This window comes from Mycobacterium decipiens, from assembly GCF_963853665.1.
Classification (GTDB): Bacteria; Actinomycetota; Actinomycetes; order Mycobacteriales; family Mycobacteriaceae; genus Mycobacterium; species Mycobacterium decipiens.
This window is the reverse complement of sequence record NZ_OY970459.1, coordinates 57,506-71,466: the sequence shown is the minus strand read 5'-3', so window position 1 is coordinate 71,466 and position 13,961 is coordinate 57,506. Positions and strand designations below refer to the sequence as shown.

The window sequence follows — 13,961 nt, the reverse complement described above, 5'->3', positions numbered from 1 at the left end:
TTCCGTTGAACGTTCGGCGGTTACCGCGCCGACGAGGTAAAGGGCAGCAGTGCCACCTCGCGGGCATTCTTCACCGCGAGCGCAATGTCTCGCTGGTGCTGCACGCAGTTGCCGGTGACCCGGCGCGCGCGAATCTTGCCCCGCTCACTGATATAGGTGCGCAGCAGCGTGGTGTCCTTGTAGTCGATCGCTTGGTCTTTCTTTGCGCAGAAGACGCATTTGCGGGTCTTGACCGGCTTCTCGGGAGCCGGGCGCCGCTTGCCGGACTTGGCCATGGGTGTCTTTCTTTCCGTGTCGTACTGATCTGAAGTTCTGCGGGTCAGAACGGCGGTTCGTCGTCACCGCCGCCGAACGAGCCCGACGCCGGGGCGCTGCCCCACGGGTCGTCACCCGATCCGCTACTAGCCGGCGCCGGTGCCGGCGCCGGACGGGATCCGCCGCCTCCACCGAACCCGCCGCCGCCCCCGCCGCCGCTGCGGCTGGCCTTGTTGACCTTGGCGGTGGCGTACCGAAGCGAAGGTCCGATCTCATCGACCTCGACCTCGACGACGGTGCGCTTCTCCCCCTCGCGGGTTTCGAACGACCGCTGCTTGAGCCGCCCGCTGACGATCACTCGTGCCCCCCGGGTCAGGCTCTCGGCCACGTTCTCGGCCGCCTCTCGCCAGATATTGCACCGCAGGAACAACGCCTCGCCGTCTTTCCATTCGCCGGTCTGCCGGTCATAGATCCGCGGTGTTGATGCCACAGTGAAATTCGCCACGGCCGCACCGGATGGGGTGAACCGCAGTTCGGGGTCGGCGGTCAGGTTTCCGACGACGGTGATGGTGGTGTCACCAGCCACAATTTCCTCCTGGATCCGCCTGCGGGCGGTGGACGTTTCACGAGCCTGTTTTCGGTGAGCCTACGCAACAGCACTGACAGCAGCAGCCAACGCCTGGCGACGCCGGTTAGTGCTTGTCGACGCGCATCACCTTGGTGCGCAACACCGACTCGTTAAGGCTGAGCTGACGGTCGAGCTCGGAAACCGTTGCCGGGGCAGCTTTCACGTCGATCACGACGTAGATGCCTTCGGCATGCTTGGCGATTTCATACGCCAACCGGCGCTTGCCCCAGATGTCGATCTTCTCGACCTTTCCGCCGTCCTTCCGGACGACGTTGAGAAACGTCTCCAAAGACGGGGCAACGGTACGTTCGTCGAGAGTGGGGTCAAGGATGACCATGATTTCGTATGGACGCATGGGAACCTCATCACCTCCTCTGGTCTGCGCGGCTACGGAAGGTCCGTAGCAGGAGGGTCGCCTGCGTCGGCAACCGCCCCAGGCTACCGGATCCCACGCTAGGCGGCGAAATCCGGGCAACCGCCACGGCGCGACGCGATCACGCCGCCGCCGACCCAGAACTCCCGAGCGGAATTTCTCAGCGCGGCGTTGTAGCGGCGAATCCGAGAATTGCTCGCAATTTATTCGCATTCACCCTACAAAATTTGAGCGCTTATAGTTTTGCCTGCCGAATGCGATCTGCGAAAGCGACGACCATATACCAAAAGAGGAACGCAACATGACGATTTTGTACGAAACGAAGCACCCAGTTATCCGCAAGGCGATCGCGGAGGCGTTGAAGTCAGCGAGCACAGCGTCGGTCATCTCTGCATTTGTTGAAGATCGAGGCACGCCTCCCACGAGCCACTTTCGCCCAAGTGTCGTCACCGTTGAGACGGTGGACGGGCAAGAGATCCGGGTTAGCACCCTTGCCCCCAAGTCCTCGTCAACTGCGGAGTTGATCTCCACGGACACGACCATCGACCCGGCGACCTCGGGCACCTTCGTTTTGGCGAACGGCAAAGACGCTGGCGATCGAGAAGGGACGCCTCGTCGGCGGCACCGCCACTGACCCAAGCATTCGCGATTGGGCAGTTTTCTACCTGTTGCCGACCGTTGCTACCCCGCACCTACTTCGAGCGTGTGTTCGCGCTACAGCGGGAGCTATTCCCGGAGGAATGGTTCGAAAGCCACCGGGTGCGAAATTGCCTGCAAACGAATCTTTACGTCGTTCGCGATGAGCACCTCGACGTCTTCGAAGAGCACGGCGTTGAACTTGGCGTCTCCGTCGATTTCGCCCAGGGCGTGCGATTGACGGCGGGGGGCCGTCCGACCGAGGCGGTGGTGCGCGCGACCATTCGGATTGCCGCCCATCTTGAAAATCGCGGCTTCTTCGACGACGAATTCGGCAGCGCGGCCCACGAGGTCACGGCCGCGTACCTGGCGGATGCGTTCGGAGCCACGATTTCGTACTAATTGTGCGCTGCGGCCAACGGGTTCTTGGCGGCTCACTTCCGGGATTGCAGGAATTCGGTGGCTCTTGCCTTCGTCGCCGCATCGGCCTTGGCCAGCGCGCCCGAGTCGAACGGCGGCTGCGGGTCGTATTCGATGAGCAGCTGCGTGGCCTGCGCGGCCTCTCGATCGACCAGCAGCTCAACCAGGCGCAACGCCATGTCGATGCCGCTGGACACCCCCGCCGCGGTGATGATCCGCTGCCCTAGATGCTCGACGATGCGCTCGGGCACATACCGCGCACCCAACTCGTTCAGTTGCTCCGCGGCCCGCCAATGCGTCGTCGCGGTGAGGCCGTCGAGCAGGCCCGCCGCGGCGAGCAACAGCGCGCCGGTACACACCGACGTGGTGAACGTGGTCCGCGGGTGCACCTGCTGCAGCCAGCAACGGATGACTTCGTCGCCGACCAGCACGCGGGTTCCGATACCACCGGGGAACACCACCACATCCGGTGTGCTGACTTCGTCGAAGGCGGCATCGCAGGTCACGCCGAGCATGCCGTTTTCCGTGCGCACCTCGCCTCGCCGGTGCCCGACGAACACGACGTCGATCGACGGAATGCGTTGCAGCACTTCGTAGGGCCCGACCGCATCGAGTGCGGTGAACCGTGGAAACAGTGGGATGGCGACCTGCATCATGCCCGCCCCATGACGGCTTGCGGGCCGGTTTCGGCCGGCACCGCGGGTCTAGCTGGGGTCCTCAGCCGGGCCGGGCGCAACCAGCCGGGCAGCCAGCCCGGTGCGGTGTCAGGGGCACGGTCATACACACCGCCCGAAGGATCGTCGACTCGTCCAAGCCAGCGCACCAGATCTTCGCCAGGCCGGTAGATCTGCCGAACCACCAACGCGCACAACACCATCACCGCGATATCACGCAGCAACACCGTCGCGGTGAACCACTGCTCGGGCAGCGAGCGGCTAGGGTTGCCGTACAAGTAGTACATCCGCGGCACCCACACCAACGCGTCGATCGTCATCCACGCCAGCAGGATCCGGCGGTGCGGCAAAGCCAGCACTGCCAGCGGTACCAGCCACAGCGAGAACTGGGGGCTCCATACCTTATTCACCAACAGGAACGTCGCCACCATCAAGAAAGTCAGCTGTGCCACCCGCGGCCGCTGCGGAGCGGTGAGCGCAATGTAAGCAATTGCCGCACAGCACAGCACGATCAGGACCGTGACAACGGTGTTCAGCACCATCGGCGGCTCCCAGAAGCCCAGCGTGGGATCGAAGCCACGCCACCCGGTGAACGATTTCACGACGTTGTACAGCGAGTCCATGTCGTCACCACGCCGGGTGTTGAGTCGGAAGAACTCCGACCAGCCGCGCGGAAAGAGCAGCATCACCGGCAGATTCACCAGCAACCAGGTCACGGCCGTGGCCGTCGCGGTGCGGGCCACAGCGCCCAAACGACCGACGCGGATTCCCAACAACAGCAACGGGAACAGAAACAACAGCGGATACAGTTTGGCCGCAGCACCCAACCCGATCAGCACACCGGCAAGCGTCGGTCGGCGCCGCGCCCACGCCAATAGCCCACTCATCGCCAAACCCGTTGCCAACGCATCGAAGTTGGTGAACATCTGAAAGATGACCAGCGGCGAGGCGGCCACCAGCGCCGCATCCCATATCCGACGGCCCGCCAACCCCGAGGTTGCCCAGACGGTCGCCAGCCACGCCAGCGCCAACCCGAACGCGGCGACATTGAAGAACATCACCACCTCGGCAACCACCGGAGCGGGCGCCACCTTGCTCAACGCGGTATAGGTCTTGGCTATCGCCATCGACACGTACTGGTAAATCCCGGTCAGGACCGGATACTCCATGTATCGCACCGCGATCTGTCCGTCGTAGCGCAGCTGCGGTGTGCCTTGGGCGTCAGTTTCAGTCCAGCTTGACTTGTACGGAAACTTGCCCTGGTTCAACAACTCCGCGCCGTAGAGCGGCACCGTATCGGAGTAGCACAACTCGTAGTAGGCACGTTGATTGTCCCAGTTGGCCACCCGCTGATCACCCGACCCGGTTCCGGTGCTCTGCAAGCAGGCTGCCTTCGTCGACCAGCCGAGCGCCAGGAACACCAGTGCGATCGCAAACATGACCCGCACCGGGGTCATCACCCGGGTGCGGCCGATCAGCGCGTGCCGGCCCACCGGGCCACCGACGGCATTCGCCAGCGCGGAACCCAGGGCGTCGTTGCGGCTGGGACAATCGCGGCTGTCTGCGCTACGCAGATCGGCGGCCAAAGGCAGTGGCGAGACTTTGCTGCTTTGCGTCGGTGCGCCGGTCACGGTGGCGGCGTGGGATTCTCAGCGGGCGGGGCCGGCGGCGGCGGCGCGAGGGTGATGGTGGTAGGCGGACCGATCGGAATGGTGATCCCCGGCGCGATTTCGACCGTGGGTTGGATGACGGTCTCGGTAGGCGGCGCCTCCGGCGGCGGCGGGGGCGGGGCCGGCACACCCGCGTACCCACCCACCTCCGTCGGTTTGGGGAAGGTCTCGTTGGACGTGCCCTTCAGGGCGCCGTCCATGGTCGCCTTCCAGATGTCCGACGGCAGACCCGAGCCGTAAATTGCTCCGCCCGAAGCAGTTACCAGTGGCTCGTCCCCCTTGACGGTACCCACCCACACGGCCGTGGACAGCGACGGCGTGTAGCCGACCATCCAGGCGTCCTTGTTGGCGGTGGTATCGCCGAACTGAGTCGTGCCGGTCTTGGCTGCCGACGCCCGGCCACCGGCCAGGTTGTGGCCTCGCGAATAGCCGGCGATCGGCTCCATTGCCGCGGTGACGTTGTCGGCTACCGCCTTGGGGATGCGCTGGTCACCACCGTTGTCCGCGGTGCTGGCGTCGAAGAGGACCTGGCCGTCCGCGCTGACCACCTTCTGCACGAAATGCGGCGCATGGTAGATGCCGGACGCGGCCAGCGTGGCATACGCCGATGCCATGTCGATCACCCGGGTTTGGTACTGGCCCAACACGATCCCGTTGTTGGGCGGTCCACCCTTGCCGTCTTCGGACAGCGTGTGCGGAACGCCCGGAAAGCTGGTGGCAATGCCGGCTTGGTGCGCGGCATCCGCGACGGCCTGCGGGCCGCCCTTCAACTTGAGCATTAACCGGTAGTAGGAAGTGTTCAGCGACATTTTCAACGCCTCGGCGATATTGCAGGTCCCACAACCCTCGCCCTCGACGTTGGTGATCTTGATGCCGTCGACCGTCAACGGAGAGCTGTCCACCTGGTAGCCCAGACCGATCCCCTGCTCCAGCGCGGCGATCAGGGCAAACACCTTGAACGACGAGCCGGTCTGCAATGCGGCCTGGGCGAAGTCAAAGCCATTGGCGTTGTCGCCACCGTAGTAGGCGCGCACCGCCCCGTTGTGCGGGTCGATGGAAACCACCGCGGCCCGCATGTCGGGGTCCTGCCCGTCGAGGTATTTCGCCACGGCCTTCTCCGCCGCCCGCTGGGCCTGGCGATCGATCGTGGTGGTGACCACCAACCCCTGGGTGTTGAGCGTCTGCTCGTCGATGTTGAATAGCTCGAGCAACTCTCGTGTCACCTGCCGCTCGATCAGCCCGTCGGGACCTTTGGTCTGATTCTCCGTGCGGGCTTGATCGGGCGGTACCGTCTCGGGAAACACCTGTGCCGCGCGGTCATTCGGAGACAGTGCCTTGGTTTCCACCATGCCGTCGAGTACCCAATTCCAGCGGGCGCGGGCCCCTTCCGGGTCGACGGCCGGGTCCAGCGTGGAGGGCCGCCGAATCAGCGCCGCCAACAGCGCCCCTTCGGAAACGGTCAGCTGCTCGACGGGCTTGTCGAAGTAGGCCTTGGACGCCGCCGAAATGCCGTAGGCACCCCGGCCGAAGTAGATGATGTTCAGATAGGCCTGTAACACATCGTCTTTGGACCACTCCCCCGACATCTTCGTGGCGATGACCAATTCCTTGGCCTTGCGCATCAGCCCACTGAAGCCATGCTGTGCGGAACCGACCAGTGCGTTCTTGACGTACTGCTGGGTGATCGTCGATCCGCCCTGCAGATCACCGCCGATCAAATTGTTCTTCACTGCCCGCGCGAAGCCACTGAACGAGAAGCCCGGATTCGAATAGAAATTGCGGTCTTCGGCGGCGATGACCGCCTGGCGCACACGCATCGGCACCTGGCTGAGATTGACGTCGACCCGATTCCCTTCGGGGGGAACGATTTTAGCGATTTCCGAGCCATCACTGGCAAGGATCGTGGAGACCTGGTTGGTGCGGATATCCCCGGGCTTGGGAACGTCGACAATCAGGTAGGCCATCGTGAAGGTGACGATCGGCAATAGCACCACTACTACGGTGGCGAGGTACAGCGAGCGTCGTACCCATTTCCAGTTGATCCGCCGGTGGAAGTCTACCCCCGGTCGGGGGGCCCGGCCGGGGGACGGCCCGGGCGGTCCGGGGGGCCCCGGCGGCCCGGGCGGTTGTGGTCCCCCCGGTGGGCGACGTCCATCCCCCGGCCGGCCCTGCCGTGGGGATTTCCCGGGCGGGCGGTCCAATGCGGCCTTGACCGCCTCGAGCGGTTCGCGCTGCAGGGGCATCGGCGGCGGACCGTCCAGCGCGGCCTTGACCGCTTCGACGGAGTCCGCGTGCCGAGATGATCGGTCATCGGTCACCGGCGGGATGATCGCGGTCAGTCTGTCGTCTGGCGGAACCTGGCGGCGCTGGCCGGACACCGGACGTGCACCGGGGTCATCGCGGCGTCGGTCGCCGCCGGGATGATCGCCCACACCGTCAGCCGCCGGCCCGCGTGGGGCGTCCCTGGACGACTGGTGGCGACGCCCGTCGCTATTCACTGGCCGTGCGGGCGCCGTTGCGCGCCGTCCGCGTGCGGGGGGCTCCCCTAGGGGCCCGTGGGGGTTGCGCGGGACGCGCCGCGCCCAGGACGTACGACTTGACCAGATGATTCCAACTGCAGGTTCGACATACCTCGACCACGTGGACCGCGAACTCGGAGAACCGGGTCGTCAGCAGGATCAGCTCTTCGGCGGTGCGCGCGGATCCCGAGACCGCTCCGAGGTGCTCACCGAACACCCACGACACCAACGTGAGCTGCTCCTTGCGGCAGATCGGGCAGGTCACCTGGCTTGGTTTCCCATGAAACTTCGCGGCGCGCAGCAGATAGGGATTCGCGTCGCACACCTCGGACACACCGGTGCGTCCCGAATACACCTCGGCCAGCAGTGAGCGCCGCCGTAGCGTGTAGTCCACCACCTGTCGCTGCAGTCGCACGCTGACCAGAGTACGACGTTTTCCCGTCGCGACGATGCAGAGCGGCGCGGTCTGGCGGTGGCGACACCTCCCGCTTGCGGGACAGCGGCGGGCATTAGGTGCTCAGAATCGACACGGGCTCCTACGATCATCCCGTGGCGAAATGGCTGGGCGCACCGCTTGCGCGCGCAGTATCGACGACGACCCGGGCCAAAGACAGCGACCGGCAAGACGCCTGCCGGATTCTCGACAACGCCCTCAACGACGGCGAGCTCTCGATGGAAGAACACCGGGAACGCGTCAGCACCGCCACCAAGGCCGTGACCCTGGGTGATCTGCAGGATCTGGTGGCCGACCTGCAAGCCGAGAGCGCACCCGCACAGATGCCCGCACTCAGATCGCGGGCGAAGCACAACAGGTTGGGCATCCTGGCCGCCGCTTTTGTGGTGTCGGTGCTGTTGGGCGTCGGCATCGGCTGGGGCCTGTACGGCGGCACCGGTTCGCCGCTGGAATTCGCTGCGGATCCAGGGGATCCCGGCGCCAAGCCCGACGGAGTCGCGGCGCTGGTGCTGACCCCGCCCCGGCAACTGCACTCCCTCGGCGGACTCACCGGACTGCTGGAACAAACTCGCGCCAGGTTCGGCGACACCGTCGGCTACAAGCTGGTGATCTATCCCGACTGGGCGTCGATAGATCGGCGCGACCCCAAAGACGACCGCCGCGTCCTGGACTACACCTACCGCGGCGGGTGGGGCGATCCGACCAGCTCACCCAGAAACAGCTCTGACGTGGCTCTCGTCGACCTGAGCAAGTTCGACGCCAAGACGGCGGTCGGCATCATCCGGGGTGCCGCGGAAACCCTCGGGATGAAACAGTCCGACGTCAAGACCATGTACCTGATAGTCGAGCCGGCCAAGGACCCGACCGCGCCCGGGGCGTTGACATTGTCGTTGCATGTCTCCAGCGATTACGGCGGTGGTCACATCGTCTTCGCTGGTGACGGCACCATCAAACAGGTGAGCTACCCGAACTAGTCGGCCCGGCGCCGGTCAACCCCAGTTGAGCAGGACGAACAGCGCACCAACGGTGAGCGGTATTGTGGCGAATATATCGAAACGATACGATGACGCGAGACGTCGGACCATCGTAACTAGCCAACGTAACCAGCCATGCAAAAGGGGGTGCCTCGATGCTGGAACTCGCGATTCTGGGTCTCCTGATCGAATCGCCGATGCATGGCTACGAGTTGCGTAAGAGGCTGACCGGACTACTTGGCGCGTTCCGGGCATTCTCGTACGGTTCGCTGTACCCGGCGCTGCGGCGCATGCAGGCGGAGGGGCTCATCGCCGAGAATGCGGCGCCGGCCGGGACCCCGGTGCGACGGGCACGACGCGTCTACCAACTGACCGACCAGGGTCGTCGACGCTTCGGTGAGCTGGTGGCCGACACCGGCCCGCACAACTACACCGACGACGGTTTCGGGGTGCACCTCGCGTTCTTCAACCGCACCCCGGCGGAAGCGCGAATGCGCATCCTGGAAGGCCGGCGTCGCCAGGTGGAGGAACGCCGGGAAGGCCTGCGCGAGGCGGTGGCGCGGGCCAGCGGTTCGTTTGACCGCTACACGCGCCAACTGCATCAACTCGGGCTCGAGTCCAGCGAGCGTGAAGTCAAGTGGCTCAACGAGCTCATCGCCGCGGAACGGGCGGCACCCAACCACGCCGAACAGACGTGAATCCCGGCACCAACCCCGCAGTACCCCAGCACGAACCAACCACCCAAGACACCCCAGAGGTTATGAGGTTAGGAGAACGCCTTGATGACTGAGCACAAGCCACTAGGGGCGCCGGAGGCGCAGACGGAAGTACGAGTCGCCATCGTCGGCGTCGGCAACTGCGCGTCCTCGCTGGTCCAAGGCGTCGAGTACTACTACAACGCCGACGACACCTCGACGGTGCCCGGACTCATGCACGTGCGGTTCGGCCCGTACCACGTCCGCGACGTCAAATTCGTTGCGGCGTTCGATGTGGACGCCAAGAAGGTCGGCTTCGACCTGTCGGACGCGATCTTCGCCTCGGAGAACAACACGATCAAGATCGCCGACGTGGCGCCGACCAACGTGGTCGTGCAGCGCGGACCCACCCTCGACGGCATCGGCAAGTACTACGCCGACACCATCGAGCTGTCCGACGCCGAGCCAGTCGACGTGGTCCAGGCGCTGAAGGAAGCCCGGGTCGACGTGCTGGTCTCCTACCTGCCGGTGGGCTCGGAAGAAGCCGACAAGTTCTACGCCCAATGCGCCATCGACGCGAAAGTGGCGTTTGTGAACGCACTGCCGGTGTTCATCGCCTCCGACCCGGTGTGGGCCAAGAAGTTCACCGACGCTGGGGTGCCCATCGTCGGCGACGACATCAAGAGCCAGGTCGGCGCGACCATCACCCACCGCGTGATGGCCAAGCTGTTCGAGGACCGCGGCGTGCAGTTGGACCGCACCATGCAACTCAACGTCGGCGGCAACATGGACTTCCTGAACATGCTGGAGCGCGAGCGCCTGGAATCCAAGAAGATCTCCAAGACTCAGGCCGTGACGTCAAATGTGCAGCGCGAGTTCAACAGCAAGGACGTCCATATCGGCCCGTCCGACCATGTCGGCTGGCTCGACGACCGCAAATGGGCCTACGTGCGTCTGGAAGGCCGCGCCTTCGGCGATGTGCCGTTGAACCTCGAGTACAAGCTCGAGGTGTGGGACTCGCCGAACTCGGCCGGCGTCATCATCGACGCGGTACGCGCGGCCAAGATCGCCAAGGACCGGGGCATCGGCGGACCGGTGATCCCGGCGTCGGCCTACTTGATGAAGAGCCCTCCGCAGCAGCTCGCCGACGACGTCGCACGCACCCAACTCGAAGAGTTCATCATCGCGGGCTAATAGAGGCCGTCCTGCCCCGCTGAACGTCACCCCAGGGTGGCGTTGGGCGGCGAGCGTCACCCCAGCGTCCCGTTCAGGCAGGGCTCGTAACCTCGGAGCTTGTGACCGAGATCTCCGATGACGAACTGACCGTTCTCTCCGAGTTCGCCCTGCTGGGCGAGAACGCCGAACAGGCCGGTGTTACGGGTCCGCTGCCCGGGGTGGAGCGGGTCGAAGTAGCTACCGCGGAAGGCCGCATCAGCGCGCTGCGCTGGGGCGGCTCGGAGCCGCGGGTGATCTTCCTGCACGGCGGCGGACAGAACGCACACACCTGGGACACCGTGGTCGTCGGCCTAGGGGAACCGGCGCTGGCAGTGGACCTTCCCGGGCACGGCCATTCCGCCTGGCGCCAGGACGGTGACTACTCGCCCCAGCGCAACTCCGAAACCTTGGCGCCGGTGCTGCGCGAGCTCGCACCGACCGCCGAATTCGTTGTCGGCATGTCGCTGGGCGGGCTGACCGCGATACGGCTGGCCGCGATGGCACCCGACCTGGTGGATGAACTCGTACTCGTCGACGTCACCCCGGCGGCATTTCAGCGGCACGCTGAGTTGACCGCCGAGCAGCGCGGCACGGTGGCCTTGATGCACGGCGAGCGGGAGTTCCCCAGCTTCACGGCGATGGTGAACCTGACGATCGCCGCAGCCCCGCACCGCGAGGTGAAGTCGTTGCGCCGCGGCGTGTTCCACAACTCCCGCCGGCTCGACAACGGCAACTGGGCATGGCGCTACGACGCGATTCGCACCTTCGGAGATTTCGCCGGTCTGTGGGACGACGTCGACGCCTTGTCGGCGCCCGTCACACTCGTGCGTGGCGGCGCTTCCGGCTTCGTCAGCACGCAGGACGTTGCCGAACTGAGCCGGCGGGCTAAGCGATTTCGCACAGCACACGTTGTCGAGAATTCGGGCCACTCCGTGCAAAGTGACCAGCCTCGCGCGCTGATCGACATCGTCCGCGGAGTCATCGACGCGCACTGAGCCCGCGGATTTGAACGACCTACGGTAGACCTATGACTTCCCCCGCACATCCCGACCTACCTATTCGGATCGGCGTGCAGCTGCAACCTCAGCACGCGCCGCACTACCGCAACATCCGGGACGCCGTTCGCGGTTGCGAAGACCTCGGCGTCGACATCGCATTCAACTGGGACCACTTCTTTCCGCTCTTCGGTGATCCGGACGGTCCACACTTCGAATGCTGGAGCATGCTGGGAGCCTGGGCCGAACAAACGTCGCGCATCCAAATCGGCGCCCTGGTGACGTGCAACTCCTACCGCAATCCGGAGCTGCTCGCCGACATGGCCCGTACCGTCGATCACATTTCCGGCGGCCGGCTCATCCTGGGGATTGGCTCGGGCTGGATGAAGAAGGACTACGACCAGTACGGCTACGAGTTCGGGACGGCCGGTAGCCGGCTCGACGACCTGGCGGCCGCGCTGCCCCGAATCAAGGCGCGGCTTTCCAAGCTGAACCCGCCGCCGACACGTGACATCCCGGTGCTGATCGGCGGCGGGGGCGAGCGCAAAACCCTGCGGCTGGTCGCCGAGTACGCCGACATGTGGCACAGCTTCACCGCCGGAGACGCCTACCTGGCGAAGTCGGCCGTGCTTAGCAAACACTGCTCCGCGGTTGGCCGGGACCCAGCGACCATCGAACGATCCGCCACCCTCAAGAGCGGCAGCACGCTGATCGCCAACGCCGAAGCCCTCGTTGGTCTCGGCGTCACGCTGTTGACCGTTGACTGCGACGGCCCCGACTACGACCTGACCGCCGCGGCGGCCCTTTGCAGGTGGCGCGATAGCCGGTGACACCCGTTGCGGCCAGCGCTGGATGGCCGAAACGGGCGGAAAGAGCTGCTAAAAACCGATGCCGAAGAAATATGGGGTCAAAGAAAAGGACCAGGTTGTTGCCCACCTGCTCAACCTGCTACTGACCGGCAAACTGCGCAGCGGCGACCGCGTCGACCGCAACGAAATCGCGCACGACCTGGGGGTCAGCCGGGTCCCCATCCAGGAGGCGCTGGTCCAACTCGAACATGACGGCATCGTTTCGACTCGCTATCACCGCGGCGCCTTCGTCGAGCGGTTCGACGTCGCCACCGTACTCGAACATCACGAACTCGACGGGTTGCTCAACGGCATTGCCTCCGCCCGCGCCGCCGCCAACCCCACGCCCCTTATCCTGGGCCAACTCGATGCCCTCATTCGATCGCTGCGCAGCTCGAAGGATTCGCGGGCCTTTGCCGAACTCGCGTGGGAGTACCGACGGACGGTCAACGACGAGTACGCGGGACCGCGGCTGCACGCCACCATCCGCGCCTCGCAGAATCTGATCCCCCGGGCGTTTTGGATGACGTACCAGAACAGTCGCGACGACATGCTGCCGTTCTACGAGGAAGAGAACACCGCAATCCATCGGCGCGACCCGGAAGCTGCGCGGGCTGCCTGCCTCGGGCGTTCCGAGCTGATGGCCCAAACGATGCTGGCCGAGCTATTCCGGCGCAGGGTGTTGGCCCCACCCGAGGGCGTTGGTGCTGGCCCACTTAAGCCGTCGGTCCCGGCCCGACGGGCTCCCGCAAACCGTCATCGCTAACGCCCTGAACAGGCCGCGACGTCGGATGTGGCTTCAATATTGACTGTTCCGTTAGCACATTCGGTGCCAGAGACCGCAGGAGAGCCGGTTTCGTTCGCGGCCAAAGGTATTCGACATCTGCGACAGTGGTCCGGCGCAGTACCAAGGGCTTGGAGTCATCCACCGAACGAGGTTCGCCCGCTCGATATCGTGGCAGTACGGCCCCGAACACTTGCGGCGGCTATCGGTACCAAATGCTTTGCCGGTCAAAGACTGCGCGATGCAGGTCTTCGGTTGCGCGGACGTCACGTTAGACTGCCGACTTATGGCGGACAGCGATTCCACCGCACCGGACGTGACGGAGTTGGCGGAGGGGCTGCACCGCGCACTGTCCAAACTGATTTCAATCCTGCGCCGCGGGGATCCCAGCGGCGCCGCGGCCGGCGATTTGACGCTGGCGCAATTGTCGATCCTTGTCACCTTGCTCGATCAGGGTCCCATCCGGATGACGGACTTGGCCGCGCACGAACGGGTGCGGACTCCCACCACCACCGTGGCGATCCGGCGGCTGGAGAAGATCGGGCTGGTGAAACGCTCGCGCGACCCGTCCGACTTGCGGGCCGTGCTGGTCGACATCACTCCGCAAGGGCGCGCGGTTCACGGTGAGTCGCTGGCCAACCGACGCGCCGCCCTGGCCGCGATGCTCAGCCAACTCCCCCACTCCGACTTGGACACCCTGAGGATGGCCCTGGCACCGCTAGAGCGCCTGGCCTCGGGCGAACCGGTCAGCGGCCCTGCGAGCGAGTCCCCCGCTCGCAAGCAAGCGTGAAAGCATCTAGCTATCAACCGGTCTGGCGCCT

The 13,961-nt window shown here is 65.1% G+C and carries 14 protein-coding genes and 1 pseudogene; 7 read left to right on the top strand and 8 right to left on the bottom strand.

Annotation, left to right across the window (positions count from 1 at the left end; genetic code table 11):
* Positions 1–20: 20 nt before the first annotated feature.
* From rpsR to AADZ55_RS00300, 8 genes are all read right to left on the bottom strand, one after another.
* Positions 21–275, bottom strand: coding sequence for a 30S ribosomal protein S18 (gene rpsR, locus AADZ55_RS00335; protein WP_085325504.1), 255 nt, complete (start codon positions 273–275; stop codon positions 21–23).
* A gap of 44 nt (positions 276–319) precedes the next feature.
* Positions 320–841: a single-stranded DNA-binding protein gene (locus AADZ55_RS00330; RefSeq protein ID WP_085325503.1), complete on the bottom strand. Its 522-nt coding sequence runs from the start codon at positions 839–841 to the stop codon at positions 320–322.
* A gap of 106 nt (positions 842–947) precedes the next feature.
* The gene (gene rpsF / locus AADZ55_RS00325) at positions 948–1,238 is read right to left on the bottom strand and encodes a 30S ribosomal protein S6 (RefSeq protein WP_085325502.1); all 291 of its coding nucleotides are present in this window, start codon (positions 1,236–1,238) and stop codon (positions 948–950) included.
* A gap of 744 nt (positions 1,239–1,982) precedes the next feature.
* Positions 1,983–2,330 carry a hypothetical protein gene (locus AADZ55_RS00320; protein ID WP_207569099.1) on the bottom strand — a complete coding sequence of 116 codons (348 nt, stop codon included), beginning with the start codon at positions 2,328–2,330 and terminating at the stop codon, positions 1,983–1,985.
* Complete coding sequence (locus AADZ55_RS00315) at positions 2,327–2,968, bottom strand: DJ-1/PfpI family protein (RefSeq protein ID WP_207569098.1); 642 nt, start codon at positions 2,966–2,968, stop codon at positions 2,327–2,329. Before AADZ55_RS00315 ends, AADZ55_RS00320 begins: the two co-directional genes overlap by 4 nt.
* Positions 2,965–4,617: a glycosyltransferase family 87 protein gene (locus AADZ55_RS00310; protein WP_085325501.1), complete on the bottom strand. Its 1,653-nt coding sequence runs from the start codon at positions 4,615–4,617 to the stop codon at positions 2,965–2,967. Before AADZ55_RS00310 ends, AADZ55_RS00315 begins: the two co-directional genes overlap by 4 nt.
* Positions 4,614–7,154, bottom strand: a complete 2,541-nt coding sequence (locus AADZ55_RS00305; RefSeq protein WP_119184985.1) for a transglycosylase domain-containing protein — start codon at positions 7,152–7,154, stop codon at positions 4,614–4,616. The genes AADZ55_RS00310 and AADZ55_RS00305 overlap by 4 nt, the downstream gene beginning before the upstream one ends.
* On the bottom strand, positions 7,147–7,590 hold the full coding sequence (locus AADZ55_RS00300) for a DUF5318 family protein (protein ID WP_165759399.1): 444 nt from the start codon (positions 7,588–7,590) through the stop codon (positions 7,147–7,149). Before AADZ55_RS00300 ends, AADZ55_RS00305 begins: the two co-directional genes overlap by 8 nt.
* Before the next feature lie 134 nt (positions 7,591–7,724).
* On the opposite strand from AADZ55_RS00300, the gene AADZ55_RS00295 reads away from it, so the two are divergent.
* The 7 genes and pseudogenes from AADZ55_RS00295 to AADZ55_RS00265 all read left to right on the top strand — a co-directional run bounded on the left by AADZ55_RS00295 (position 7,725) and on the right by AADZ55_RS00265 (position 13,930).
* Positions 7,725–8,603: a DUF1707 SHOCT-like domain-containing protein gene (locus AADZ55_RS00295; RefSeq protein ID WP_085325498.1), complete on the top strand. Its 879-nt coding sequence runs from the start codon at positions 7,725–7,727 to the stop codon at positions 8,601–8,603.
* A 155-nt stretch (positions 8,604–8,758) separates the two neighbouring features.
* Positions 8,759–9,301 carry a PadR family transcriptional regulator gene (locus tag AADZ55_RS00290; RefSeq protein WP_085325497.1) on the top strand — a complete coding sequence of 181 codons (543 nt, stop codon included), beginning with the start codon at positions 8,759–8,761 and terminating at the stop codon, positions 9,299–9,301.
* Between the two features lie 84 nt (positions 9,302–9,385).
* Positions 9,386–10,492, top strand: a complete 1,107-nt coding sequence (locus tag AADZ55_RS00285; RefSeq protein WP_085325496.1) for an inositol-3-phosphate synthase — start codon at positions 9,386–9,388, stop codon at positions 10,490–10,492.
* Positions 10,493–10,593: 101 nt separating this feature from the next.
* Positions 10,594–11,508 carry an alpha/beta fold hydrolase gene (locus AADZ55_RS00280; RefSeq protein WP_085325495.1) on the top strand — a complete coding sequence of 305 codons (915 nt, stop codon included), beginning with the start codon at positions 10,594–10,596 and terminating at the stop codon, positions 11,506–11,508.
* 32 nt (positions 11,509–11,540) lie between these two features.
* Positions 11,541–12,338 (top strand): LLM class F420-dependent oxidoreductase, encoded by a 798-nt coding sequence (locus tag AADZ55_RS00275; protein WP_085325494.1) that lies wholly within the window; start codon positions 11,541–11,543, stop codon positions 12,336–12,338.
* Positions 12,339–12,396: 58 nt separating this feature from the next.
* Positions 12,397–13,130: pseudogene (locus AADZ55_RS00270) on the top strand (GntR family transcriptional regulator).
* Between the two features lie 296 nt (positions 13,131–13,426).
* Positions 13,427–13,930: a MarR family winged helix-turn-helix transcriptional regulator gene (locus AADZ55_RS00265; RefSeq protein WP_165759398.1), complete on the top strand. Its 504-nt coding sequence runs from the start codon at positions 13,427–13,429 to the stop codon at positions 13,928–13,930.
* Positions 13,931–13,961: the final 31 nt, after the last annotated feature.